Genomic DNA, 24,811 nt, shown 5'->3' with positions numbered 1-24,811 from the left:
GCGCGTGACAGCCCCCACCCCCGCTTTGCCCCTCATCATGCTGGCCCTGATGGCCGTGCACCTGGCCGGGATGGGGGCCTTCCTGACCGTGCCCGTCCTGGCCCCCGCCATGGCCGCCGAGACCGGCGTGCCGGCCAGCCTGGCCGGGCTGCATACCGCGCTGGTCTATGCCGGGGCGCTGGTGACGGGCCCGCTGACCGGGCCGCTGATCCGCCGCTGGGGGGGCGTGCGGATGCTGCAGGTGGCGATGGGGGTGCTGGGCTGCGGCATCGCCCTGGCGGCCTTGGGCCATCCGGTGGCGCTCGCCGCCTCCGCCCTGCTGGCCGGCATGGGGCATGGGCCGGTGACGCCGGGTGGCAGCCATTTGATCGCGGCCCATACGCCGGCGCGGCGGCGGGCGCTGGTCTTCAGCCTGAAGCAGGCCGGGGTGCCGCTGGGCGCCATGGTGGTGGCGGCGCTGGCCCCGGCGCTGGCGCTATGGTTCGGCTGGCGCGCCAGCATCCTCTGCATCGCCTGCATCGCCTTCGCCGTGGCGCTGGCCATCCAGCCGCTGCGCGCGGGCCTGGATGTGGAGCGGGACCGGCCGGGCGCCAGCGCCGGGCTGCTGGCGGTGCTGCGCGAATCGGCGGCCAATCTCGGCCTGCTGCGGACGGACAAGGATTTGGCGCGTCTGACCGTGATGGCCTGCGGCTACGGCATCGCGCAGTTCTGCTTCTCCACCTTCTTCGTCGGCTTCCAGGTGGCCAGCCTCGGCACCAGCCTGGCCGAGGCCGGGCTCTACCTGGCCCTGGCCCAGGCCTCCGGCGTCATCGGGCGCGTCTTCTGGGCGCTGCTGGCGGACCGGCTGGGCGCCACCCACGTGCTGGTGGCCTGCGGGGTGGGGGCGGGGCTGGCGGGGCTGGCGCTGGCCCTGGCGGGTCCCGGCTGGCCCACCGTCCTGGTGGCCGGTGCCGGGATGGTGATGGGCGCCACGGCGGTGGGCTGGAACGGGGTGATGCTGGCCGAGGCCGCGCGCCTGGCCCCGCCCGGCCAGGTCGGCGGCGCCACCGCGGCGCTGTCCTTCGCCTTCGGCATGACCATGCTGGTCGCACCCCCCGCCTTTTCCGGCCTGATCGGCCTGACAGGCAGCTATGCCGCGGGCTTCGGCATGTGCGTGGTGGCGGTGACGGTGGGGGCCATCGCGATCGCCGGGGCACGGCGTTAGGAAGTTGCCGGCGCCCGGCGCCGGGATCTTCGCGGACTGGCTTGCCCCCACGGCGGGACGTGCCATCTTGCCCCCATGACGACCTTCCTGACGGTCCTGGTGGGCCTTTCCATGTTCGCCACCCTCGGCGTGATGCTCGCCGGCATGGTGGGCCTGGCGCGCAACGAGACGGCCGGCGGCGCCCGCTCCAACAAGCTGATGCGCTGGCGCGTCTCGCTGCAGGGGCTGACCCTGGTGCTGTTCCTGCTGCTGCTGATGGCGCGCGGGTAGCGCCCGGCCGCCGCGGCGGCCCCGCCTTGCCCGCGCGAAGCGCCCGCCCTATGGTCGGCGCCGTTTTCGCCCCATTTTTCGCAATTGCGCGATGCGCCCGGCGCCGCCTTCCAGCGCCGGACCAGGGACCCGGCACTCCATGAAAATCCTTGTCCCCGTCAAGCGGGTGGTCGACTACAACGTCAAGGTCCGCGTGAAGGCGGACGGCACGGGCGTCGAGACGGCGAACGTCAAGATGTCCATGAACCCCTTCGATGAAATCGCGGTCGAGGAAGCGGTGCGCCTGAAGGAAAAGGGCGCGGCGACCGAGATCGTCGCCGTCTCCGTCGGCCCCGCCGCGGCGCAGGAACAGATCCGCACCGCACTCGCCATGGGCGCCGATCGCGGCATCCTGGTGGAGGCCGAGGGCACGGTGGAGCCGCTGGCGGTCGCCAAGATCCTCAAGGCGCTGGTCGAGAAGGAAGGCCCGCAGCTGATCCTGATGGGCAAGCAGGCCATCGACGACGACATGAACGCCACCGGCCAGATGCTGGCCGCGCTGCTGGGCTGGGCCCAGGGCACCTATGCCAGCAAGGTGGAGCTGGACGGCGGCACGGCCAAGGTGACGCGCGAGATCGACGGCGGCCTCGAGACGCTGGCGCTGACGCTGCCCGCCATCGTGACGGCCGACCTGCGCCTGAACGAGCCGCGCTACGCCTCCCTGCCCAACATCATGAAAGCCCGGAAAAAGCCGATCGAGACGGTGAAGCCGGGCGACCTCGGCGTCGATACCGCGCCGCGCCTGACCGTGCTGAAGGTGGTGGAGCCGCCGAAGCGCAGCGCCGGCGTGAAGGTGGCCAGCGTCGCCGAGCTGGTGGACAAGCTGCGCAACGAAGCGAAGGTGATCTGACCATGTCCATCCTGCTTCTGGCCGATCGCGGCAACCCGCTGACCCAGCCGACGCGCAGCGCGCTGACCGCTGCCACGCAGATCGGCGGCGATGTGCATGTGCTGGTGATGCATCGCGACGACGCGGCCGCGGCCGCAGCCCTGCCCGGCGTGTCCAAGGTGCTGGTCGCCGGCGGCGTGGTCGCCGAGCATGGGCTGGCGGAGCCTCTGGCGGCCCTGCTGGTCTCCCTCGCCCCCGGCTATTCGCACCTGGTCGCCCCCGGCAGCACCGCGGGGAAGAACGTGATGCCGCGCGTCGCCGCCCTCCTCGACGTGCAGATCATCTCCGACATCGCCGGCGTCGAATCCCCCGACACCTTCCAGCGCTTCATCTATGCCGGAAATGCGCTGGCGACGGTCAAAAGCGCGGATGCGACCAAGGTGCTGACGGTTCGCGCGGCCAGCTTCGACCCGGCCCCGGCCGAAGGCGGCAATGCCCCGATCGAGGACGCGCCCGCCGCCCATGACCCCGGCATTTCCAGCTTCCTGGGATCGGAGCTGGTGAAGCTGGAGCGGCCGGAGCTGACCGCGGCGCGCGTCGTCGTCTCCGGCGGCCGTGCGCTCGGCTCGCTGGAGAACTTCAAGATCCTGGACGGGATCGCGGACCGGCTGGGGGCGGCCATCGGCGCCTCCCGCGCCGCGGTCGATGCGGGCTATGCGCATAACGACATGCAGGTCGGCCAGACCGGCAAGATCGTGGCGCCGGAGCTCTACATGGCCTTCGGCATCTCGGGCGCCATCCAGCACCTGGCCGGCATGAAGGACAGCAAGGTGATCGTCGCCATCAACAAGGACGAGGAGGCGCCGATCTTCTCGGTGGCCGATTACGGCCTGGTCGGCGACGTCTTCAAGGTGATCCCCGAGCTCGAAGTCGCCCTCGACAAGAAGTAGTCTTTTCAAAGCCCTCTTCCCCACCTGGGGGGGGAGGGTTGGGTGGGGGGCCTGCCGTCCCGCGCCACCTCCACCCGGCGGAGACCACGATGACCAAGTTGCAAAAGATCGGCGTCATCGGCGCCGGCCAGATGGGCAATGGCATCGCCCATGTCGCCGCCCAGTCCGGCCTCGATGTGGTGCTGCTCGACGTGGCGCAGGCCGCGCTCGACAAGGGCATGGCCACGCTGGCGAAGAACATGGACCGCCAGGTTTCCAAGGGCACGCTGACGCAGGCCGACCGCGACGCGGCGCTGGGCCGCATCGCCACCAGCACGGACTACGCCGCCTTCGGCGATTGCGACCTGGTGATCGAGGCCGCGACCGAGCGCGAGGACATCAAGAACAAGATTTTTGCGACGCTGACCCCGCATCTGAAGCCGGATGCGCTGGTGGCCTCCAACACCTCCTCCATCCCCATCACGCGGCTGGCGGCGGCCACCGACCGGCCCGGCCGCTTCGTTGGCATGCACTTCTTCAACCCCGTGCCGCTGATGAAGCTGGTCGAGGTGATCCGCGGCCTGGCGACCGATGACGCGACGGTCGAGGCCGTGGCCGCGCTGGCCGAACGGATGGGCAAGACGGTGGCCTATGCCGCCGACTACCCGGCCTTCATCGTCAACCGCATCCTGCTGCCGATGATCAACGAGGCCTGCTTCGCCCTGCATGAGGGCGTGGGCGATGTCGCTTCCATCGACGCCGGCATGAAGCTGGGCTGCAACCACCCGATGGGGCCGCTGGAACTGGCGGATTATATCGGCCTGGACACCTGCCTCGCCGTGCTGCGCGTGCTGCAGGAAGGCATGGGCGACCCGAAGTACCGCCCGAGCCCCCTGCTGCAGAAATACGTCGAGGCGGGCTGGCTCGGCCGCAAATCCGGCCGCGGCTTCTACGACTACGGCACCACGCCGCCGAAGCCGACGCGCTAGCCGATGCCCGGCGAGGTCGGCGCCTTCGACAGGATCGCCGGCCGGGTCGGCATCCGTGCCGGCTATGGGCTGCTGGCGCTGGACCTGGCGGCGCTGGCCTGGGTGATCATCGAATCCTTCCTGCCGCAGGGCCCGGCGCTGCGGCTGGTGGATTTCGCCTTCGGCCTGGTGCTGGGCACCGAACTGTTGCTGCGCCTGCGCGCCAGCCCTCAGCCCTGGCGCGAATTGGCGCATCCGGCCGGCATCGCCGACCTGCTGGCCGTCATCGCCTTCCTGCTGGCGCCCTTCGCGCCCGGCTGGGGCTTCCTGCGCAGCCTGCGGACGCTGCGGCTGCTGCGCTCCGCCCGGCTGGTGGCCAAGCTGCGGCGCGACCTGCCGGTGTTCCGCCGCAACCCGGATGCGCCGATCGCGGCGGCGGACCTGCTGGTTTTCATCGCCGTGATGACCGGCATCGTCCATGCCACGCAATATGCGCGCAACCCGGACATCGCGAACTGGGCGGATGCGCTGTATTTCACGGTGGCGGCCCTGACCACCACCGGCTTCGGCGACATCACGCTGGATGGCACCTGGGGCCGGCTGCTGACCGTGCTGATCATGCTGGCCGGCGTCACGCTGTTTCTGCGGCTGGCCCAGGCCCTGTTCCGTCCGCTGAAGGTGAACTTTCGGTGCCCGAGCTGCGGCCTGGGTCGGCACGATACGGATGCGGTGCATTGCAAGGCCTGCGGCATCCAGCTGAACATCCCTGACGACGGCGACTGATGTCCCGCGGATTGTGACCAATCCGCCCTCAATCGCCGGCGCTGCGCTCGGCCACGCGCCACTGGGCGCGGCGGCCATCCGGCCGCTCGCCCGCCTGCGGCGGGCGCAGGTCGCCATCAATGGCGTAGGGACGACCCCGCGCGCGGCCCGCGAGGTTGCCGACTGTCGGCAGTCCCGCCATGTTTCCCGCCTGGGCCGCGCAGACGGCCGGAACCGGGAGAAGCTTCATGAAGATGCGCCGACGCGGCCTTCTGGCCGCCCCCTTCATCCTGCCCTTCATCCGCCCCGCCCAGGCCCAGCCGGGCTGGGAGCCGACGCGGCCGATCCAGCTGATCGTCGGCTTCGCCCCCGGCGGCGGGTCCGACATCATCGCCCGCACCATCGCGGAGGCCGCGGCGCCGCTGTTCCCGCAGCCGCTGGTGGTGGTGAACCGGCCCGGCGCCGGCGGGGCCATCGCCGCCGAATTCGTCAGCCGCGCGGCGCCGGATGGCCATACGCTGCTGATCGCCGGCGGGTCCGAGAGCACCTCCCTGCCCGCGCATCGGGACCTGCCCTATGACCCGAAGCGGTCCTTCACCTCCGTCATCCGGCTGACGCGCAACGCGCATTTCATCTGCGCCCGCGGCAAGGGCGGCCGCTTCGCCACCATGCAGCAGGCGATCGAGGCGGCGAAGGCGCGGCCGGAGGCGCTGACGCATGGCTCCTCCGGCGTCGGCACGCTGTCGCATTCCATCTTCATCATGCTGGGCCGCGCCACGGGGACGGAGCTGCTGCACGTCCCCTATACCGGCGGCGGGCCGCAGCAGCAGGCGCTGCTGGCGGGGCAGGTGGATTTGGTGGTGCAGGCCTCGGACGAGCTGCGCGGGCTTGCGGCCTCGGGCGACATCCTGCCACTGGCCTGCGCCTCCGCCCAGCGCATGCCGGCCTATCCGCAGGTGCCGACGCTGCGGGAGCTCGGGATCGATCTCGTGGCGGACAATATGAAGGGCTGGGTGGGCCCGGCGGGCATGACGCCGGAGATGGTGACCTATCTGCACGACCGCTTCCGCCGGGGCATGGCCACGCCCGGCTGGCAGCGCTTCATGGAAAGCACCGGGGAGGCCGATGGCTATGCCAATGGCGCCGATTTCCAGCGCGACATGGACACGCTGCTGGACAATATCCGCGCCGCCATGCGGCGGAGCTGAGGAGCGCGCATGACCGGAACCATCCAGCCGCCTGCCCCCGTTGCCTTCGTGGGCCTCGGCGTCATGGGCGGCGCCATGGCGGCCAACCTGGCCAAGGCCGGCTTCGCCCTGACGGTGACCAATCGCAGCCGCGGCAAGGCGGCGGCGCTGGAGACCGGCGGCGCGCGCTGGGCCGCGACGCCGGCGGAAGCCGCGCGCGGCGCCGCCTTCGTGGCGCTCTGCCTGCCCGATACGCCGGATGTCGAGGCGGTGCTGTTCGGCCCGGATGGCGTGGCACAGGGCGTGGCGCCGGGCACGGTGGTGGTCGATTTTTCGACCATCTCCGCCACCGCGGCGGCCGGCTTCGCCGCGCGCCTGGCGGCGGAAACCGGCGCCATCCTGCTGGACAGCCCAGTTTCCGGCGGGCCGAAGGGGGCGCTGGACGGCACGCTGACCTGCATGGTGGGCGGTGACGAAGCCGCCTTCGCCCGCGCCGAGCCCTGCTTCCGGGCCATGGGCAAGACCCTGACCCATCTCGGCCCGGCCGGCGCCGGCCAGGTGTGCAAGTCGGCCAACCAGCTGATCGTGGCGACGACCATGCTGGCGGTGGCCGAAGCCCTGGCACTCGGCGCCAAGGCCGGGCTGGACGGCGAGAAGATGCGCCAGGCGCTGCGCGGCGGCAGCGCGGCCAGCTTCGTCATGGAGAACCACGCCGCGCGCATGCTGGCCGGCAATTTCGCGCCGGGCTTCCGGGCGGAGCTCATGCGCAAGGACCTGCGCCTGTCCGCCACCGCCATGCGGGACCATGCGGTCTTCGCCCCCGCCACGGCGCTGACGGCACAGATGCTGGAGGCGCTCTGTACCTCCGGCCGTGGCGGGCTGGACAGCGCCTCCGTGGGCGCGCTGGTCGCTGACTTGTCGGGTGTGCCGCGTGATCGCTGAAGGCCGCATGGCCGGAAGCGGGAATCACGCGGCCCTGAAAAGGCCTATGCCGGGCGCTTGAAGGACACCTTGTCGTTCTCGCCAGCCTTCGGCGGTTCCCCGGTGATGCGCGCCTTCACATAGCCGAAGGCGTGCAGCAGCGTGGAGGAGGGGGCGTCCCAGTATTCGGCGCCTTCCACCACCACCTTCAGCAGCGCGGCATTGGCATCCTCGGGCCCGTTCGGGAACCAGGTGCGCAGCGGCTCCGACCACATCTCCTTCTGCTTCGCCACGTCGCGGATCACCCGCGCGGTGCCGGAGACGGAGACATAGTTCTGGTCGGAGGGTTCGGCATAGGCGAGCAGCACGCGCTCATCCTCCCGGATCTCCTCGACCTTCGGCGAGCCGACGCTGGTGAAGAACCACAGCGTGCCTTCGAATTCCTTCAGCTCCACCGCGCGCATCGGGCGGCCGCGCATATGGCCCTGGCTGTCGAGGGTGACCATGGTCGCCACCTCGATATCCCGGATCAGCTCCCACACCTTGTCGCGGGCTTCCTGGTCGGTGCGTGTCTCGGTCATGCTGCGCTCCTGTCTTCGGTCGCGTGCAGAACGGATGGACCGCGCCGCGGTTGCCTGCCGAGGTTGCCCGGGGCCATCTGGCAAGCGGCGCGGCCTGGCGTTACGGTCGGCGCCATGTCGCACCCCCTCATCAAGCTTGAGCGGGATGGCCCCATCGCCATCCTCACCATCGACCGGCCGGCCAAGCGCAATGCCATGGACCTGCCCATGTGGATCGCCCTGGCGGAGGCGGTGGAGGGTTGCTCCGCCGATGACGAACTGCGCTGCGTCGTGCTGCGTGGCGCCGGCGAGGAAGCCTTCTGCGCCGGCGCCGATATCGCCGCCTTCCAGACGGAGCGCGGCACGCCGGAGCGCGAGGCGGTCTATGCCGCGGAGATCGGCCGCAGCTTCCAGTCGCTGCGCAAGTGCCGGCACCCGGTGGTCGCCGCCTGCCGCGGCTGGACCATGGGCGGCGGGGCGGGGCTGGCGACGCTGGCCGATTTCCGGGTGGGCGGCCCCTCGACACGGATGGGCATTCCCGCCCGCAACCTGAACATCTTCTATGCCTATGACGAGCTGGACCCGATCCTGCAGTCGGTGGGCTATGCGGTCGCCATGGAGATGCTGGTGGAAGGCCGCGTCTTCACCGGCCAGGAGGCCTATGAGAAGGGCCTGCTGTCCCGCCTCGTGGCCGATGAGGCGGTGCAGGATGAGGCGCTGGCCATGGCGCATCGCATCAGCCAGGGCGCACCGCTCGCCAACCGTTTTCATAAGCGGGCGCTGCAGGAACTGCGCGGGGCGCTGCCGATCACCGAGGTCCAGTACGAGGCGAGCCGGAGTTTTCCCTATACCGAGGATTTCCGGGAGGCGACGCGGGCCTTTGTTGAGAAGCGGAAGCCGGTGTTCAGGGGGCGCTGAGGCGCCCTACCAGGGCAGGTCGCAAGCCCCCACCCCGACCCTCCCCCGTAAGCACGGGGGAGGGAGAAGGCTGCTCCCTCCCCTGCGAAGCGGGGGAGGGTCGGGGTGGGGGCTTGGCGCAACTACCTTCCCAACCTCTCCCCCAACACCCGCGCAATATCCTCCACCACCCCCGCCAGGTTCGCGCGCACCTCGTTGTTCCAGTAGCGCAGCACCCGCCACCCCGCGGCAGTCATCGCCGCATCCCGCGCCGCGTCGCGCGCATCCCCGTGCTGGCCGCCATCCACCTCGACGACCAGCTTCGCCTCCAGACACGCGAAGTCTGCGACATGCGGCGGGATCGGATGCTGGCGGCGGAAGGCGGCGCCCAGGGCGTTCTGACGCAGGGCGCGCCACAGGCGGCGTTCCTCCACCGTCGCATCGCGGCGCAGGCGGCGGGCGATGTCGCGGAGTCTTGGGTCACGCATGATGGGAGAACCCCCACCCCGACCCTCCCCCGCAAATGCAGGGGAGGGACAGGCGGGCGCCCTCAGCTATGCGCCAGGATCGCCAGCAGCAGCAGCGCCACGATGTTGGTGATCTTGATCATCGGGTTCACCGCCGGGCCGGAGGTGTCCTTGTAGGGATCGCCCACCGTGTCGCCGGTCACCGCGGCCTTGTGCGCCTCGGACCCCTTGCCGCCAAAATGGCCTTCCTCGATGTATTTCTTCGCATTGTCCCAGGCGCCGCCGCCGGTGGTCATGCTGACCGCGACGAAGAAGCCCGTGACGATGACGCCGAGCAGCATGGCGCCGAGCGCGGAGAAGGCCGCCGCCTTGCCGCCGATCATCAGGATCACGAAGAAGACCACGATCGGCGACAGCACCGGCAGCAGCGAGGGGATGATCATCTCCTTGATCGCAGCCTTCGTCAGCATGTCCACCGCGCGCCCGTAATCCGGTTTTTCGGCGCCGGTCATGATGCCCGGGTGCTCGCGGAACTGGCGGCGCACTTCCTCCACCACTGCGGTGGCGGCACGCCCCACCGCGGTCATCGACATGCCGCCGAACAGGTAGGGCAGCAGGCCGCCGAACAGCAGCCCGACCACGACATAGGGGTCGGACAGGCTGAAGGTCATCACGCCGATGCCCGCGAAATACGGGTAGATCTGCGGATTGGCGATGAAGTGGTTCAGGTCCTGGGTATAGGCCGCGAACAGCACCAGCGCGCCGAGGCCCGCCGAGCCGATCGCATAGCCCTTGGTCACCGCCTTGGTGGTATTGCCGACCGCGTCCAGCGCGTCGGTGGAGACGCGCACCTCGCTCGGCAGGCCCGCCATTTCCGCGATGCCGCCCGCATTGTCCGTCACCGGCCCGAAGGCATCCAGCGCCACCACCATGCCGGCCAGCGCCAGCATCGTCGTGGTGGCGATGGCGATGCCGTAGAGGCCCGCCAGGCCATAGGAGGACAGAACGCCGGCGATGATGATCAGCGCCGGCAGCGCCGTGCTTTCCATCGAGACTGCCAGGCCGCGGATCACATTGGTGCCGTGCCCGGTCTGGGACGCCTCGGCAATGGACCGCACCGGCCGGAACTGCGTGCCGGTGTAGTATTCCGTCACCACCACGATCGCCGCCGTCACCGCCAGGCCCACCGCGCCGCAGAGGAACAGCGCAAAGGCCCCGAAGCTGTGCCCGCCCGCCGTCACCGTGCCGGTGCCGAAGGTCAGGTAGCAGAGCGGCAGCAGCACCGCGAGCGACAGCACGCCGGTGACGATGAAGCCGCGATACATCGCGCCCATGATGGAATTGTTGGCCGGCAGCTTCACGAAGTAGGTGCCGGCGATGGAGGTCACGACGCAGACGGCGCCGATGGCCAGCGGGAACAGCATGCCGGCGATGCGCGCTTCCTCGGTGAACGAGATGGCGGCCAGCACCATCGTCGCCACCATGGTCACGGCATAGGTTTCGAACAGGTCCGCCGCCATGCCGGCGCAGTCGCCGACATTGTCGCCCACATTGTCCGCGATGGTGGCGGGGTTGCGGGGGTCATCCTCCGGGATGCCCGCTTCCACCTTCCCCACCATGTCGCCGCCGACATCCGCGCCCTTGGTGAAGATGCCGCCGCCAAGTCGCGCGAAGATGGAGATGAGGGAGGCGCCGAAGCCGAGCGCCACCAGCGCATCGATCACCAGCCGGCTGTTCGGCGCCAGCCCGCCAATCGGCACCAGGATCAGGAAATAGGTGGCGACGCCGAGCAGCGCGAGGCCGGCGACCAGCATGCCGGTGATGGCGCCCGACTTGAAGGCGACGTCCAGGCCGGAGGCGAGGGACTGCGTCGCCGCCTGGGCGGTGCGGACATTGGCGCGGACGGAGACGTTCATGCCGATGAAGCCCGCGGCCCCCGACAGGACCGCGCCGATCAGGAAGCCGATGGCCACCGCGAAGGCATGTCCGCCGAAGCCGAAGGCGGCCAGGATGACGAAGAACAGCACCACGCCGACGACGGAGATGGTGATGTACTGGCGCTTCAGATAGGCATTGGCGCCTTCCTGAATGGCCTTGGCGATTTCCTGCATCCGGTCGGTGCCGGCATCGCGGGCCAGCACCTCCTTCGCGGTGATCACGCCATAGGCGATGGACAGCATGCCAAGGACGATGATCAGCAATAATGCGAGCGTCATCAAAGCGACGAACTCCCCCTTTTCTTGGTCCCCCCGGTCCGATCGGTGGGCCGGGGCCTGGTGCGGGGGGAGCCGCGCCGGGTCGCCGGCCCGCGCCGCGGGCCGGTGGAAGCTTGCCGGGCGGCGGATGCGCTGTCCACGCCGCCCGTCAAGCGCAGGGGAGAAAAATAACGGGAGCCGGCGCCGTTGCGGCCGGCCGGTCGTTACTCGGCCGGCTTCTTCGCCTCGGCGTCGTAGGCCGCCTTGGAGGCCATGATGATATCCGCCGCCTCGCTGGCTGAGCCCCAGCCGCGCACCTTCACCCACTTGTCGGATTCGAGGTCCTTGTAGGTAGCGAAGAAGTGCTCGATGGACCGGCGGGTGATCTCCGGCAGTTCCTCGGCGCTGGTGATGCCGGAATACATCGGGTGCACCTTGTCGTGCGGCACGCAGATCAGCTTCTCATCCGATCCGGCCTCGTCCTCCATGTGCAGCACGCCGATGGGCCGGGCGCGGATGACGCAGCCAGGCACCACGGGGGCGGGGGTCAGCACCAGCACATCGGCCGGGTCCCCGTCATCGGCCAGCGTGCCGGGGATGAAGCCATAGGCGGCCGGATAGGCCATCGGCGTGAACAGGAAGCGGTCCACCACCACCGCGCCGCTGTCCTTGTCCAGCTCGTACTTCACCTGGCTGCCCTGGGGGATTTCGACCACCACATTGACGTCGTGCGGCGGGGCCTTGCCGGTGGGAATCTTGGCGAGGTTCATGTCGGGGAGGACCTTGGCTTGCGGTTTTCCGCCCCATCCTAGCGCGCCCCGCGGCGGGAGGCGACCGGGGGGCGCGCGGCCGGCGAAACCCGCTTGCGTGCCGCCCGGCGGCGGGCCCACCCTTGGCCAAACCCCAGGGGAAGGATTCGAAAAGGATGCGCCTGCATTGGCTGCTGGCCGGGCTGATGTCCGCCGCGCTCTGGACCGCGCCGCCGGCGGTCCGGGCCCAGACCCCCCCTTCCGCCGCCACCCCGGCCGCCACGGAGATCGTGGAAAAGCGCAGCTTCGAGCTGGCCGGCCATACGCTGCGCAACGGCACCACTTTGCCCACGCTCCGCATCGGCTACCAGACCGCCGGCACGCTGAATGCGGCGGGCGACAATGCCGTGCTGGTGGCGCATTTCTTCTCCGGCAACAGCCACGCCTTCGGCCGCTACGCCGCGGACCAGCCGCCCGGCTACTGGGACGCCATCGTGGGCCCCGGCCGCGCCATCGACACCAACCGCTACTTCGTCGTCTCCTCCGACACGCTGGTGAACCTGAACGTGCGGGACGGCCGCACCGTCACCACCGGCCCGGTCTCCATGAACCCCGCCACCGGCCGCCACTGGGGCACGGATTTCCCCGTGGTCTCGATGCGCGACTTCATCGAAGTGCAGAAGAAGCTGCTGGACAGCCTGGGGGTGCGGCGCCTGGCCCTCGTCACCGGCCCCTCCATGGGCGCGCTGCAGGCCATCGAATGGGCCGCCGCCTATCCGGAGATGATCGACCGCGTCATGCCTGTGATCGGCGGGGGCGAGATCGACCCCTGGATGCTGAACTGGCTCGACATCTGGGAGGCGCCGATCCGCCTCGACCCGAACTGGCGCGGCGGCGACTATTACGCGCAGGGGCGGGAGCCGCCGGTGGCCGGCCTCGCCGCCGCGCTGAAGATCGTCACCGTGCATGCGCAGGACCGCCCGGCGCTCGCCCGCTTCGGCCGCGCCATCCCGGACGGCCAGGACCCCGCCCGGCGCCTGGCTGATCGCTTCGAGGCGGAGCGCGCGATCGACGAGGCGGCAATGGCCCGCGCGCGCATGTCGGATGCCAACCACTTCCTCTACCTGACCCGCGCCAACCAGCTTTTCCTGAACGAATACCCGAGCACGGAGGCGGCGCTGGCGCGCAGCCGGGCGCGCTGGCTGGTCGTGGCCTCCCCCACCGACCGGGTCTTCCTGATGGAGGCGAACCGGGACCTGCTGGCCACCCTGCAGCGCGTCGGCCGCCCTGCGGAGCTGGCGGAGGTGACCGGGCCGCTCGGTCATCTCAATGGCGTGGTCGGCATGGCGCCGCTGGCGGAGCGGATTCGCGCCTTCCTGGCGGCGAATTAGGCAAGTCCATGCTCCGGATAGGCGATTTCAGGTAAAAGCCAGCTTGGCAAGCCGGGGCACGGCTTGCCAAGCTGGGAGGTCAAGAACGGGAGCCCCCTCATGCGCCGCACCCTGCTCGCCGCCGTTGCCAGCCTGGCTTTGGCCCTGCCCGCCTCGGCCCAGGATGGGGGGCGGATGACGCTCCAGGCCTATGCCGGCATCTTCCGGGACAACTACACCCAGACGGTGGTCGCCCCCTTCACCGCCGCGCGCGGCACGGCCGTGCAGTATTTCGATGGCGGCACCTCGGCCCAGATGCTCGGCGCGCTGCGCGCCCAGCGGGCCGATCCGCAGATCGACGTGGTGATCATGGATGTCACCACCGCCGCCATCGCCTGCGCCGAGGGGCTGGTGGAGAAGATCGACGCCTCCACCCTGCCGGTGATCGCCGATGTGGACGAGCAGGGCCGCCAGGCCGGCGGCGAATGCGGCCCGGCGGTGACCTATGACCACCTGGTGATGGTCTATGACAGCCGCGCGGTGACGCCGGCGCCGACCAGCCTGGCCGCCATGTGGGCGCCCGAGCATCGCGGCCGCGTCGCCCTTTCCGCGCCGCCCAATATCCAGGGCCTGGCGCTGACCGCCATCCTGGCCCATGCCAATGGCGGCAATTGGCGCAACCTGAATGCGGCCATGCCGAGATTGCGGGAGCTGGCACCAAGTGTGCAGACCTTCGACCCCAATCCGGATGGCTATACGCTGATCCTGAACGACCAGGTGCGCTTCGCCACCGGCTGGAACGCCCGCGCGCAGCTCTACAGCGACCAGTCCCAGGGCCGCATCGGCGTGACGCTGCCGCAGGAAGGCACCGTCTTCCAGATCAACACCATCAACCTGGTGGCCAATGCCAAGAACCGCGCCCAGGGCCTGGCCTTCATGGCGCATGCCCTCTCGCCCGAGGCGCAGGCCGCCTTCACCGAGCGCATGTTCTACGGCCCGACCAATTCCCGTGCCCAGGTCTCCGCCGCCGCGCTCAGCCGCACCGCTTTGGCGCCGGAATTCCGCAGCCGCGTGATCCCGCTCGACTGGTCGGAGATGGTGCGCCTGCGCGACAGCTGGAACCAGCGCTGGCGCCGAGAGGTGATCGCCGCCGCCAGCCGGTAAGCCCGCGCCTGTGAGCCATCTTCGGCTGGAGCGCCTGGAACGGCGCTTCCCCGGCACCGCGACGCCTGCGGTGGACGGAATCTCCCTTGACCTGCCGCAGGGGGCGCTGCTGGCGCTTCTCGGCCCCTCCGGCTGCGGCAAGACCACGACGCTGCGCATGATCGCGGGGCTGGAGGCGCCGGATGGCGGGCGCATCCTGGTCGCCGGCCGGGACGTGACGCCGCTGCCGCCGCACCGGCGCAACATGGGCGTGGTCTTCCAGTCCTACGCGCTGTTCCCGCATCTCTCGGCGGCCGCCAATGTCTCCTTCGGGCTGGAGATGCGCGGCGTGGCGCGGGCCGAGCGTGCGAAGCGGGTGGCGGATGCGCTGGCGTTGGTGGGGCTTGCGGATCTGTCCGCCCGCAAGCCGCGGCAGCTCTCCGGCGGCCAGCAGCAGCGCGTGGCCCTCGCCCGCGCCCTGGCGCCACAGCCGGACCTGCTGCTGCTGGATGAGCCGCTTTCCGCGCTCGACGCCAAGCTGCGGGAGGAGGTGCGGGACGAGATCCGCGCCGTGCAGCAGCGCCTCGGCACCACCACCGTCTTCGTCACCCATGACCAGACCGAGGCCCTGGCCATGGCCGACCTGGTGGCCGTGATGAACCGCGGCCGCATCGAACAGCTGGCCTCGCCGGAGGAGGTTTTCGAACGCCCCGCCACCCGCTTCGTCGCCACCTTCGTCGGCCGCGCCACCATCCTGGCCGCGGAGGTGATCGGCGAGGGGCTGCTGCGTGCCGGCGGCGTCACCCTGCAGGCGGCGGAGACGCCGGCGGCCGGGCGCGTCGATGTCTTCATCCGCCCGCATCACCTGCGCCACCTGACCCCGGATGCGCCGGCCGAGAACGTGCTGGAGGCGCGGGTGCTGCGCCGCATCTACACCGGCGACATCATCACCCTGGAATGCGAGAGCGCCGCGGGCCGGCTGCTGGCCGAGATGCCGGGCGGCACGCCGGGCGCCGCGGCACGGCCGGGCGATGCGCTGCGGTTGGGCGTCGATCCGGCGGACCTTCGGGTGTTCCCGGCGTGATCGGCCTGCTTCTCTGCCTGCCGGCGGCGCTGATCCTCGGCCTCGGCTTCGTCTGGCCGGTGCTGCTGCTGGCCCGCATCAGCTTCAACCGCACCACCGACATGGGCGCGATGGAGCAGGCCTGGACGCTCGATACCTATGCGAAGATCGTCACCGACGACTTCACCTGGGACCTGGCCTGGAACACCGTGACCTTGTCCGCCGGCTGCGCCGCGGCGGCGGTGGCGCTCGCCTTGCCGGTGACGCTGCTGATCCGCAGCGCCGATCCGCGCTGGCGCGGGCTGCTGGCGCTGCTGGCGGTGGCGCCGCTGCTGGTCTCCGGCACCGCGCGGGTGGTGGGCTGGATGGCGATCCTGGGCGATCAGGGGATGATCAATGCGCTGCTGACGGGCCTCGGCATCGCCAGCGACCCCGTGCGGCTGATCAACAACCTGACCGGCGTGCGCATCGGCCTGACCGAGAGCCTGATGCCCTATTGCTGCCTGGTACTGATCGCCGGGCTTTCGCGGCTGGATTCGCGGCTGGAGGAAGCGGCGGCGACGCTAGGCGCGACGCGCAGCCGCACCTTCCTGCGCGTCACGCTGCCACTCGCCGCGCCGGCCCTGCTGGCGGCCTTCCTGCTGGCCTTCGTGCTGGGTGTCTCCGCCTTCGTCACGCCGCGGCTGATGGGCGGCGGCCGCGTCTTCGTGGTGGCGACCGAGATTTTTGATATGGCGCTGGAGACGGTCGATTGGCCCGCCGCGGCGGCGCTGGCGATGCTGCTGCTGGGCGCGCTGGTGCTGGCCATGGTGCTGCGCGGCGTGACGGCGGGGCGGGAGGCGCCGCGATGAAGCCGGGCTGGTTCCTCCGCCTGGCGGCCTTCTGCGGCTATTCGCTGCTGCTGGCACCGGCGCTGCTGGTGCTGGTGATCTCCTTCTCGGCGGGGGATTTCCTCAACTTCCCGCCGCCGGGATTTTCGCTGCGCTGGTATGCGGCGCTGATCGACAACGGGCAGTTGATGGCGGCGCTGCGCAATTCGGCGCTGCTGGCGCTGGGCGTTGCGGCCATTGCCTTGGCCGCGGGGCTGCCGGCGGCCTATGCCATCGCGCGGCTGGACTTCCCGGGCCGGGGCGCGCTGGCCGGGTTCCTGGCGGCGCCGCTGCTGCTGCCGACGCTGGTGCTGGGCCTGGCTTTGCTGCTGGCGCTGCAGCCGATGCGGCTGGCGGCGACCTGGCCGGGGCTGATGCTGGCCCATGCCATGGTCGCCGTACCCTTCGCCGTGCGCATCATGACCACCGCCTTCGGTGGCGTGCCGAAGGATCTGGAGGAAGCCGCCTGGACCCTCGGCGCCACCCGTTTCCGGGCCGCGCTGCGGGTGACCCTGCCGCTGGCCGCCCCCGGCGCCATCGCGGCCGGCGCGCTGTGCTTCCTGGTATCCTTCGACGAGACGGTGATCAGCCTGTTCCTCGTCGGCCCCCGCCTGTCCACCCTGCCGGTCGAGATGTTCCGCTATGCCGAGAACCGCACCGACCCGCTGGTGGCCGCCCTTGCCATGACGCTGATCGGCGTCGCCCTTGCCGTTGTCCTGCTGGTGGAACGCCTGGTGGGCTTCCGCCGTGCCGTTGGAAGGAATTGAGGAATGCCCGCTCGCTACGTCGTCGAAGCCATGCCCGGCCAGATCAGCGCCGAGGTGGTGGCGCTGCTGGAGCAGACCGAGACCGCGACGGTCGGCCATTGGCGCCACTGGGGTTTCGTCGATCGCAAGATCCAGGGGCTGCTGCGCCGGCGCGTCGCCGGCACGGCGGTGACGGTGCAATGCCCGGGGCCGGATTCCACCATCCTGCACCATGCGCTGGGCCTGCTGCGGCCGGGCGATATCCTGGTGGTGGATCGCCTGGGCGATGACCGCCATGCCTGCTGGGGCGGCGGCGTGACCGTGGCCGCCAAGGCGGCCGGGGCCAAGGCGGGTATCGTGGACGGTGCCTGCACCGACGTGGAGGAGGTCGAGGCGTCCGCTTTTCCGCTGTGGTGCCGCGGCCTCGCGCCCATCACCACCCGCATCTACGACCTCGGCGGGCGGATGAACGTGCCGGTCTCGATCGGCGGCGTGGTGGTGATGCCGGGCGATGCCGTGTTGGCTGACGAGTCCGGCGTGCTGGTGCTGCCGCCGGGCGAGGCGGAGGAAGAAGCCCGCGCCGCCATCGCCCGGCAGGATCGGGGCCTGGCGACCCAGGCGCGGGTAGCCGGGGGCGTGAAGCTCGGCGATGTCAGCGGCGCGACGGCCAAGGTGCTCGCGGGCCTTGCATGAAGCCGCGGCGCTTGCCATGCAGGCGGGGGCTCTGGGCCTGTAGCTCAATGGTTAGAGCGGGCCGCTCATAACGGCTTGGTTGGGGGTTCGAGTCCCTCCGGGCCCATTTCGCCCGCCCGCGGAGCGGCGCGCGGCACTGCCGCGCGAGGGCGAAATCCGCCGGAGGCATGAGGCACCGCGCGTAGCGCGGATCCATATTGCTTTTCCGCCCGCGGAGCGGCGCGCGGCACTGCCGCGCGAGGGCGAAATCCGCCGGAGGCATGAGGCACCGCGCACAGCGCGGATCCATATTGCTTTTCCGCCCGCGGAGCGGCGCGCGGCACTGCCGCGCGAGGGCGAAATCCGCCGGAGGCACGAGGCACCGCGCGCAGCGCGGATCCCTGTTCCCTTTCCCGCGCGCATCGCAGGCGCAGCCCCCAATCCCCAAAAATAGATGAGGGGTCCGGGGAGAATACCTTCTCCCCGGCCTTGCCCTGTCCCCCGCGCAAACCGCACCGCCGGTTGGCATCCGCCCCCCCGGCGCGGTAGAACCCGCCGCTTCATCCTCTGCGCTGGGATCCTCTGCTCATGCCCGCCTGGCAGTACGTCTACGTCATGAAAGACCTCACCAAGTCCTATCCGGGCGGGCGAGAGGTCTTCAAGGGCATCACCCTGTCCTTCCTGCCCGATGTGAAGATCGGCGTGCTCGGCCCGAACGGTGCCGGCAAGTCCACGCTGATGAAGATCATGGCCGGCCAGGACAAGGAATTCGGTGGCGAGGCCTGGGCGGCCGAGGGGGCGCGCGTCGGCTACCTGCCGCAGGAGCCGCATCTCGATGAGAGCAAGACGGTCGGCGAGAACGTCATGGAGGCCTTCGGCGAGCTGACCGCCCAGCTGAAGCGCTTCAACGAGATCTCGGACAAGTTCGCCGAGGAGATGACGGAGGAGCAGATGAACGATCTGCTCGCCGAGCAGGCCGAGTTGCAGGAGAAGATCGAGGCGGCGGAGGGCTGGGAGCTGGACCGGCGCATCGAGATCGCCCTCGATGCCCTGCGCTGCCCGCCCTTCGACAGCAAGGTGGCGCATCTGTCGGGCGGCGAGAAGCGGCGCGTCGCGCTGTGCAAGCTGCTGCTGGAAAAGCCCGACCTGCTGCTGCTGGACGAGCCGACCAACCACCTGGATGCGGAATCGGTGGCCTGGCTGGAGCAGACGCTGAAGGATTATCGCGGCGCCGTGCTGATCGTGACGCACGACCGCTACTTCCTGGACAATGTCACCAACTGGATCCTGGAGGTCGATCGCGGCCGGGGCTTCCCCTACCAGGGCAACTACTCGGCCTATCTCGACCAGAAGCGCAAGCGCCTGCAGCAGGAGGAGCGGGAGGAAAGCGCGCGGCAGCGCCAGCTGGCCAAGGAGCAGGAATGGATGGGCCGCAGCCCGGCGGCGCGGCAGGCCAAGTCCAAGGCCCGTATCGCGGCCTATGAGGAGATGCTGGCCAAGCAGAACGACCGTGCCGGCGGCGAGGCCGAGATCGTCATCCCGCCCGCCCCGCGGCTGGGCAATACCGTCATCGTCGCCGACCAGCTTCGCAAGGGCTATGGCAACCGGCTGCTGATCGAGGATCTGAACTTCAAGCTGCCGCCCGGCGGCATCGTGGGCATCATCGGCCCGAACGGCGCTGGCAAGTCCACGCTGTTCAAGATGATCACCGGCGTGGAGCAGCCCGATGGCGGCAGCCTGGTGGTCGGCGACACGGTGAAGCTGGGCTATGTCGACCAGTCCCGCGACAGCCTGGATGACAACCGCACCGTCTGGCAGGAGATCTCGGACGGGATGGACCAGATCACCATCGGCAAGCGGACCATTCCCTCCCGCGCCTATGTCGCCGCCTTCAACTTCAAAGGGGCGGACCAACAGAAGCGGGTGGGGGTGCTCTCCGGTGGTGAGCGCAACCGGGTGCATCTCGCAAAAATGCTGAAGCGGGAGCACAATGTGCTGCTGCTGGACGAGCCGACCAACGACCTCGACATCGACACGCTGCGCGCGCTGGAAGATGCGTTGGAGGAATTCGCCGGCTGCGCGGTGGTGATCAGCCACGACCGCTGGTTCCTCGACCGCCTGGCCACGCACATCCTCGCCTTCGAGGGCGACAGCCACGTCGAGTGGTTCGAGGGGAATTTCGAGGCCTACGAAGTGGATAAGCGACGTCGACTCGGCGCCGCCGCGGATCAGCCGCACCGCCTCAAATACAAGCCGCTGGCAAGGTAGGGGGTTGGTTCAACCCCGCCTGGCGGAAGGCAATGGCATCACCACGCCACGCCTTTCGCTGCGCCCCGTCGTGCCGGAAAACCTGCCGGACCTCATCGCGCTCAAGGGCGACGAGGCCGCCTTCGGCCTCATGCTCCACGGCACCCGCACGCCCGAAAGGGCGCGGGAGGAGCTGGAGGACGACATGGAATTCTGGTTGGTCCGTGGCTACGGCACCTGGGCGGTGTTCCTGCGCGAGACCGGGGAGTTTTTGGGCATCACGGGGCTGATGGAGCGGCCGGATGGCCGGGGCGTGGCGCTGCGCTACGCGCTCTGGCCCGCCTGCCGCGGCAAGGGTTTTGCGCGGGAAGCGGCGCGGGCGGCCCTGGCCTTCGGCTTCCGGCGCGGGCTGGCGCGCATCATCGCGGTGGCCTGGGAGGGCAACCAGGCGTCCCGCGACGTGGCGACCGACCTCGGCATGGTGGAATGCGACGCCTTCCAGCATCGCGGCCGGCGGATGCTGGTCTATGAGGCGCTGCCGCCGACGGCGGGGTGAGGCGCGGTTAAGGGGCTGGGAACCTCGGCCGGGGGATACTCCGGCAAACCGCGAGAAGATCCCGCCCCATGCATCGGTTGCGCTCCATCCAGGCCCGCCTTGTCCTTGCCTTCATGGCCGTCGCCGGCGCCGTGGCCGCACTGGTCCTGACCATCAGCCTGATTCAGCAGCGCACGACCCAGGCGGGGGTGACGGAGCTGTCCGCCCAGCGCATCGGCCGCACCACGCAGGAAATCTTCGAGATGGAGCTGACGCGGCTGGAGACGCTGGGCCGCAGCATCACGGCCGATCCGCGGCTGGTGGAGGCGGTGGCGCGGTCCGACCAGGCCGGCATGGCCACGGTCCTCGCCCCGATCCATGCGGCGCTGACTGCGGAACGGCTGCTGACCAATATCGCCGTCATGACCCCGCCGGCCCTGCTGCACTACCGGTCTCTGTCCCATACGCCGCAGCCTGAGAATATTGCGGCGCGGCGCCCGGATATCGTGAAGGTGACGCAGGAAGGCCGCGCGGCGGCGGGCCTTGCCACCGGGGCCACGGGCCTGACGGCCGCCGCCATCGTGCCGGTGCTGCGGGATGGGCAGACTCTGGGCGCCGTGTCCGTGCAGGCCAATATCGGCCCGGACCTGCTGGCCCGGATCGCGGAGACGGTGAACGCACAGATCGTGATCCACGCCATGCAGGGCGACCGCCTGGTGCGCATTTCCGGCACCCGGCCGGAAGGGCTGGGCTCGATGGCGATGCTGCGGGCCGGGCTGACGCGCGCGACGCCGCCCGAGATGCTGCGCGACGGCCCGCGCAGCACGATGGTGATGGCCGTGCCGCTGGTCGATTTCGCCGGCCAGCCGGTGGCGACGGCGGAGCTGCTGCTGGACCAGACGGCGCAGGTGGCCCGTGCCCAGGCGGACCAGTGGATGCTGCTGGGCGCCATCGGCCTGGCGCTGCTGGCCTCCGCGGTCGCCAGCCTGCTGCTGGCCCGCGGCATCGCCCGGCCGATCCGCGACCTGATCGCGCGCACCGAGGCGCTGGCCGGCGGCGAGGCGGAGCAGCCGGTGCCGGGCACCGCGCGCGGCGACGAGATCGGCGTCATGGCCCGGGCGCTGGAAGTGCTGCGCAGCAACAGCCGGCGCCAGCGCCAGCTGGAGGCCGAGCAGGCGGAGGCGCGGGAGGCGGCGCGGGCCGAGCGCCAGCAGATGCGCGACAAGCTGGTGCAGGGCTTCGAGGCCAGCCTCGGCGGCATCGCCGGCGCGCTCGCCATGACGGCCGGCGGCCTGACCGGCGCGGCCGACAGCATGGCGGAGGCGGTGACGGAGACCCGGCGCGAAAGCGGCGTGGCGCAGAACGCGGGCGGCAGCGCCAGCCGCAACGCCGCCTCGGCCGCGGCCGCAACCGAACAGCTCAGCAGCTCGATCGCCGAGATCGCCCGGCAGATGGGCCAGACCACGATGGTGACGCGCCGGGCGCGGGAGGAGGCGACGGGCACGGCCCGCCAGGTGGAGGCGCTGAACGAGGCGGCGTCGCGCATCGGCGACGTGGTGCGGCTGATCACTGATATCGCCGGCCAGACCAACCTGCTTGCGCTGAATGCCACCATCGAGGCGGCGCGCGCCGGGGAGGCCGGCAAGGGCTTCGCCGTGGTGGCGAGCGAGGTGAAGCAGCTGGCCGCGCAGACCGCGACGGCGACCCAGGAGATCAGCCAGAAGATCGAGGAAATGCGCCAGGCGGCGGCGGGCAATGCGGAAGCCGTGGCGCGCATTGGCCAGACCATCGCGCAGCTCGACGAGATCGCGGCCTCCATCGCCGCGGCGGTGGAGCAGCAGGGCTCGGCCACCGCCGAGATCGCCCGCAATGTGGCGCAGGCGGCGGAGAGCACGGAAGCGGTCTCCGGCGCCATCAGCGCGGTGGAGCAGCGCGCGGAGGGGGCGGGGGCTGCCGCCGAGGAGGTGCGCGAGGCCTCGGATCATGTCGCCGCGCAATCGGCCGGGCTGCGGCGGGAGATGGAGAAGTTCGTCGCGCAGCTGCGCGCGGCCTGATCGCGCAGCTGCGCGCGGCCTGATCGCGCAGCTGCGCGCGGCCTAAAGGCGCGGTTGCGGGCGGGCTTTCGCTCGCCCGCTTCCTGCGTCAGCGCCGGTTGAAAAAGCCCACCAACGCCGCGGTGATCGCCGCGCCGATGGCGCCCTTCTTCAGCGTCTGGCTCCGCAGCAGCGGGGCCAGGATCAGCGCCTGCGTCGCCGTGTCGCCCATCTGCCGCAGCGCCGCCTGGCGCAGCGCCAGGGCTTCCTCCGCCACCGGGTCACGCGGCGGCTTGCGGGCCAGCATGCCGAAGATGGCCAGCAGCACCAGGTCGGCGAAGGCCACGACCAGCGCCGCCCAGACCGGACCCATGCCCGGCAGCAGGGCGGCGAAGCCGGCGATGTGCAGCATCACCAGCATGAGGATCCCGAAGATCGCCGCCGCCGCGCCAAAGCCCGCCTGGATGGCGTAGCCCCGGCCGCTGCGGCGCAGATAGAGCCCTTCCGCCTGCCAGGCGGCGCGAGCCAGGCTCAGCAGGCGCATGCTGCCGGCCGCCGCTTACTTGCGGTCCGGATAGACGTAGGTGCGGGTGCCCATCAGGCGGCCGACGATATAGCCGCCGAAAGCCGCGGCCGCGACATAGAGCAGCGGCTGCTGGCGCACCGTCTCGGCCACCGCATTGGCATTGTCCTCGATGCTGTGGCGGGCGCGGCGGGAATAATCCTCCACCGTCTCGGCGGCCTGGCCGAGGGCCGGGGTCACGCGCTCCTCCATCAGCCGCTCGACCTGGCTGCGCAGGCGCGCGAGCTCCGCGCGCGCATCGTCGGCCAGGCGGCCGCCGGCGGCGGAGGCCTCGTCGCGGACGTTTCGGATGTCATTGCCCAGCTGAGACATGATCGCATTCCTTTCGGGATCGTGGTGCCCGGGGAAACGCTTCGCAACCCGGTCCAGTTCCAACCACCGCGGCGTGACTTTGCGGCCATGTGGCAGAGGTATCTCGACCGGGCCACATGGCGCCTTCCGAGCGACCAGCCCAAGGTCTAACCTGCCGCGAAGCGGGCGGAGGAGCAAGCGATGCGCGGGCGCAGGCATTGGCTGCGAGGATTGGCCGCGCTGCCGCTCTCGGCCGCGCTTCCGGCTCGGGCACAGGGTCCGCGCGACCTGACGGTGGTGTCCTGGGGCGGCGCCTACCAGGATGCGCAGCGGGACATCTTCTTCCGCCCCTGGATGACGGCGCGCGAGGCGCGGCTGCTGGAGGAGACCTGGTACGGCGGCATGGACGTGCTGCGGGAGCGCATCCGCGCCGGCACCAACAACTGGGACCTGGTGCAGGTGGAAGGCCACCAGCTGCTGATCGGCTGCCGGGAGGAGCTGTTCGAGCCGATGGACTGGGACGCCATTGGCGGACGCGACGCCTATCAGCCGGCGGCGGTGCAGGATTGCGGCGTCGGCGCCATCATCTATTCCGTGGTGCTGGCCTGGGACCGCGCGACGCTGCGCGGCACGCCGGCAGGCTGGGCGGATTTCTTCGACACGGAACGCTTCCCGGGCCGCCGGGCGCTGCGCCGCCGGCCCCGGACAACGCTCGAGATCGCGCTGCTGGGCGATGGCGTGGCGCCGGCCGAGATCTATGCGCTGCTCGCCACCCGGGCGGGGCAGGATCGCGCCTTCCGGAAGCTGGACAGCATTCGCGCCCAGCTCGCCTGGTGGGACCGTGGCTCCCAGCCGGTGCAGTGGCTGGCGAGCGGGGAGGTGGTGCTGACCTGCGCCCATAACGGCCGCATTGCCGCGGCCAATGCCACGGATGGGCGGGATTTCGGCATCGCCTGGGCGCAGAACCTGGCGGCGATGGATAGCTGGGTGATCCTGCGCGGCAGCCCGAACCGCCAGCGCGCGCTGGATTTCCTGCGCTTCGCCGGCCAGCCCTCGGTCCAGGCCGCGCTGCCGCGGCGCATCCCCTATGGCGTCACCGCGAAGGGCGCGATGGCGGAACTGCCGGTCCCGCTGCTGGCCCAGCTGCCCACCGCCCCCGCCCATGCCGAGAAGGCGCTGCGCCTGGACGAGGCCTTCTGGCTACGCCACCTGGACCCGCTGAACCGCCGCTTCGAGGACTGGTTGCGCGGCTGAAGCCGCGACCTGGCTGCGCGACTGAAGC

Annotated in this window: 26 protein-coding genes and 1 tRNA gene; 20 read left to right on the top strand and 7 right to left on the bottom strand. The window is 70.6% G+C overall.

Annotated features, from left to right (window positions below; genetic code table 11):
* Positions 1–4: 4 nt before the first annotated feature.
* The 6 genes from J3S20_RS21895 (at position 5) to J3S20_RS21870 (ending at position 5,022) form a co-directional block, all read left to right on the top strand.
* Positions 5–1,204, top strand: a complete 1,200-nt coding sequence (locus J3S20_RS21895) for an MFS transporter (RefSeq protein ID WP_216838683.1) — start codon at positions 5–7, stop codon at positions 1,202–1,204.
* 75 nt (positions 1,205–1,279) lie between these two features.
* Positions 1,280–1,474: a twin transmembrane helix small protein gene (locus J3S20_RS21890; RefSeq protein ID WP_216838682.1), complete on the top strand. Its 195-nt coding sequence runs from the start codon at positions 1,280–1,282 to the stop codon at positions 1,472–1,474.
* 139 nt (positions 1,475–1,613) lie between these two features.
* On the top strand, positions 1,614–2,363 hold the full coding sequence (locus J3S20_RS21885) for an electron transfer flavoprotein subunit beta/FixA family protein (RefSeq protein ID WP_216838681.1): 750 nt from the start codon (positions 1,614–1,616) through the stop codon (positions 2,361–2,363).
* 2 nt (positions 2,364–2,365) lie between these two features.
* Positions 2,366–3,292 (top strand): electron transfer flavoprotein subunit alpha/FixB family protein, encoded by a 927-nt coding sequence (locus J3S20_RS21880; RefSeq protein ID WP_216838680.1) that lies wholly within the window; start codon positions 2,366–2,368, stop codon positions 3,290–3,292.
* An 89-nt stretch (positions 3,293–3,381) separates the two neighbouring features.
* Positions 3,382–4,260, top strand: coding sequence for a 3-hydroxybutyryl-CoA dehydrogenase (locus J3S20_RS21875; protein WP_216838679.1), 879 nt, complete (start codon positions 3,382–3,384; stop codon positions 4,258–4,260).
* Between the two features lie 3 nt (positions 4,261–4,263).
* On the top strand, positions 4,264–5,022 hold the full coding sequence (locus J3S20_RS21870) for a potassium channel family protein (protein ID WP_216838678.1): 759 nt from the start codon (positions 4,264–4,266) through the stop codon (positions 5,020–5,022).
* 28 nt (positions 5,023–5,050) lie between these two features.
* On the opposite strand, the gene J3S20_RS21865 is transcribed toward J3S20_RS21870, so the two are convergent.
* The gene (locus J3S20_RS21865) at positions 5,051–5,251 is read right to left on the bottom strand and encodes a hypothetical protein (RefSeq protein WP_216838677.1); all 201 of its coding nucleotides are present in this window, start codon (positions 5,249–5,251) and stop codon (positions 5,051–5,053) included.
* Here J3S20_RS21865 and J3S20_RS21860 point away from each other — a divergent pair.
* Positions 5,250–6,209 (top strand): Bug family tripartite tricarboxylate transporter substrate binding protein, encoded by a 960-nt coding sequence (locus tag J3S20_RS21860; protein ID WP_216838676.1) that lies wholly within the window; start codon positions 5,250–5,252, stop codon positions 6,207–6,209. The genes J3S20_RS21865 and J3S20_RS21860 overlap by 2 nt on opposite strands.
* A gap of 9 nt (positions 6,210–6,218) precedes the next feature.
* Positions 6,219–7,130, top strand: a complete 912-nt coding sequence (locus J3S20_RS21855) for an NAD(P)-dependent oxidoreductase (RefSeq protein ID WP_216838675.1) — start codon at positions 6,219–6,221, stop codon at positions 7,128–7,130.
* Between the two features lie 44 nt (positions 7,131–7,174).
* Here J3S20_RS21855 and J3S20_RS21850 read toward each other — a convergent pair whose 3' ends face one another.
* A complete protein-coding gene (locus J3S20_RS21850) occupies positions 7,175–7,690 on the bottom strand; it encodes a pyridoxamine 5'-phosphate oxidase family protein (RefSeq protein ID WP_216838674.1) in 516 nt (171 codons plus the stop codon).
* 114 nt (positions 7,691–7,804) lie between these two features.
* On the opposite strand from J3S20_RS21850, the gene J3S20_RS21845 reads away from it, so the two are divergent.
* Positions 7,805–8,587 carry an enoyl-CoA hydratase/isomerase family protein gene (locus J3S20_RS21845; protein WP_216838673.1) on the top strand — a complete coding sequence of 261 codons (783 nt, stop codon included), beginning with the start codon at positions 7,805–7,807 and terminating at the stop codon, positions 8,585–8,587.
* A gap of 122 nt (positions 8,588–8,709) precedes the next feature.
* Here J3S20_RS21845 and J3S20_RS21840 read toward each other — a convergent pair whose 3' ends face one another.
* From J3S20_RS21840 to ppa, 3 genes are all read right to left on the bottom strand, one after another.
* The gene (locus J3S20_RS21840; RefSeq protein WP_216838672.1) at positions 8,710–9,054 is read right to left on the bottom strand and encodes an endonuclease domain-containing protein; all 345 of its coding nucleotides are present in this window, start codon (positions 9,052–9,054) and stop codon (positions 8,710–8,712) included.
* A gap of 62 nt (positions 9,055–9,116) precedes the next feature.
* Positions 9,117–11,249, bottom strand: coding sequence for a sodium-translocating pyrophosphatase (locus J3S20_RS21835; RefSeq protein ID WP_216838671.1), 2,133 nt, complete (start codon positions 11,247–11,249; stop codon positions 9,117–9,119).
* A gap of 203 nt (positions 11,250–11,452) precedes the next feature.
* Entirely contained in the window at positions 11,453–11,998 is a 546-nt protein-coding gene (gene ppa / locus J3S20_RS21830; RefSeq protein ID WP_216838670.1) for an inorganic diphosphatase, read from the bottom strand.
* 155 nt (positions 11,999–12,153) lie between these two features.
* Here ppa and J3S20_RS21825 point away from each other — a divergent pair, with 155 nt between their 5' ends.
* The 10 genes from J3S20_RS21825 to J3S20_RS21780 all read left to right on the top strand — a co-directional run bounded on the left by J3S20_RS21825 (position 12,154) and on the right by J3S20_RS21780 (position 22,676).
* The gene (locus J3S20_RS21825) at positions 12,154–13,368 is read left to right on the top strand and encodes an E22 family MetX-like putative esterase (protein WP_216838669.1); all 1,215 of its coding nucleotides are present in this window, start codon (positions 12,154–12,156) and stop codon (positions 13,366–13,368) included.
* Between the two features lie 99 nt (positions 13,369–13,467).
* Entirely contained in the window at positions 13,468–14,511 is a 1,044-nt protein-coding gene (locus J3S20_RS21820; RefSeq protein ID WP_216838668.1) for an ABC transporter substrate-binding protein, read from the top strand.
* Positions 14,512–14,521: 10 nt separating this feature from the next.
* A complete protein-coding gene (locus J3S20_RS21815) occupies positions 14,522–15,574 on the top strand; it encodes an ABC transporter ATP-binding protein (RefSeq protein WP_216838667.1) in 1,053 nt (350 codons plus the stop codon).
* Positions 15,571–16,404, top strand: a complete 834-nt coding sequence (locus J3S20_RS21810; protein ID WP_216838666.1) for an ABC transporter permease — start codon at positions 15,571–15,573, stop codon at positions 16,402–16,404. The genes J3S20_RS21815 and J3S20_RS21810 overlap by 4 nt, the downstream gene beginning before the upstream one ends.
* Entirely contained in the window at positions 16,401–17,189 is a 789-nt protein-coding gene (locus J3S20_RS21805) for an ABC transporter permease (RefSeq protein WP_216838665.1), read from the top strand. The genes J3S20_RS21810 and J3S20_RS21805 overlap by 4 nt, the downstream gene beginning before the upstream one ends.
* Positions 17,190–17,192: 3 nt before the next feature.
* Positions 17,193–17,861, top strand: a complete 669-nt coding sequence (locus J3S20_RS21800) for an RraA family protein (protein WP_216838664.1) — start codon at positions 17,193–17,195, stop codon at positions 17,859–17,861.
* 33 nt (positions 17,862–17,894) lie between these two features.
* Positions 17,895–17,967: transfer RNA gene (locus tag J3S20_RS21795), tRNA-Ile, on the top strand.
* A 461-nt stretch (positions 17,968–18,428) separates the two neighbouring features.
* A complete protein-coding gene (gene ettA, locus J3S20_RS21790) occupies positions 18,429–20,108 on the top strand; it encodes an energy-dependent translational throttle protein EttA (RefSeq protein WP_216838663.1) in 1,680 nt (559 codons plus the stop codon).
* A gap of 4 nt (positions 20,109–20,112) precedes the next feature.
* On the top strand, positions 20,113–20,643 hold the full coding sequence (locus J3S20_RS21785) for a GNAT family N-acetyltransferase (protein ID WP_216838662.1): 531 nt from the start codon (positions 20,113–20,115) through the stop codon (positions 20,641–20,643).
* Positions 20,644–20,711: 68 nt separating this feature from the next.
* Positions 20,712–22,676: a methyl-accepting chemotaxis protein gene (locus J3S20_RS21780; RefSeq protein ID WP_216838661.1), complete on the top strand. Its 1,965-nt coding sequence runs from the start codon at positions 20,712–20,714 to the stop codon at positions 22,674–22,676.
* Between the two features lie 88 nt (positions 22,677–22,764).
* Here J3S20_RS21780 and J3S20_RS21775 read toward each other — a convergent pair whose 3' ends face one another.
* Positions 22,765–23,199, bottom strand: a complete 435-nt coding sequence (locus J3S20_RS21775; protein WP_216838660.1) for a hypothetical protein — start codon at positions 23,197–23,199, stop codon at positions 22,765–22,767.
* A gap of 15 nt (positions 23,200–23,214) precedes the next feature.
* On the bottom strand, positions 23,215–23,550 hold the full coding sequence (locus J3S20_RS21770; RefSeq protein WP_216838659.1) for a hypothetical protein: 336 nt from the start codon (positions 23,548–23,550) through the stop codon (positions 23,215–23,217).
* A gap of 180 nt (positions 23,551–23,730) precedes the next feature.
* Here J3S20_RS21770 and J3S20_RS21765 point away from each other — a divergent pair, with 180 nt between their 5' ends.
* Positions 23,731–24,783 carry an extracellular solute-binding protein gene (locus J3S20_RS21765; RefSeq protein ID WP_216838658.1) on the top strand — a complete coding sequence of 351 codons (1,053 nt, stop codon included), beginning with the start codon at positions 23,731–23,733 and terminating at the stop codon, positions 24,781–24,783.
* The last annotated feature ends 28 nt before the right edge of the window (positions 24,784–24,811 follow it).

The sequence above is a fragment of the Falsiroseomonas tokyonensis genome (genome assembly GCF_019024325.1).
GTDB classification, from domain to species: Bacteria; Pseudomonadota; Alphaproteobacteria; order Acetobacterales; family Acetobacteraceae; genus Falsiroseomonas; species Falsiroseomonas tokyonensis.
This window is presented reverse-complemented; position numbering and strand designations above follow the sequence as displayed.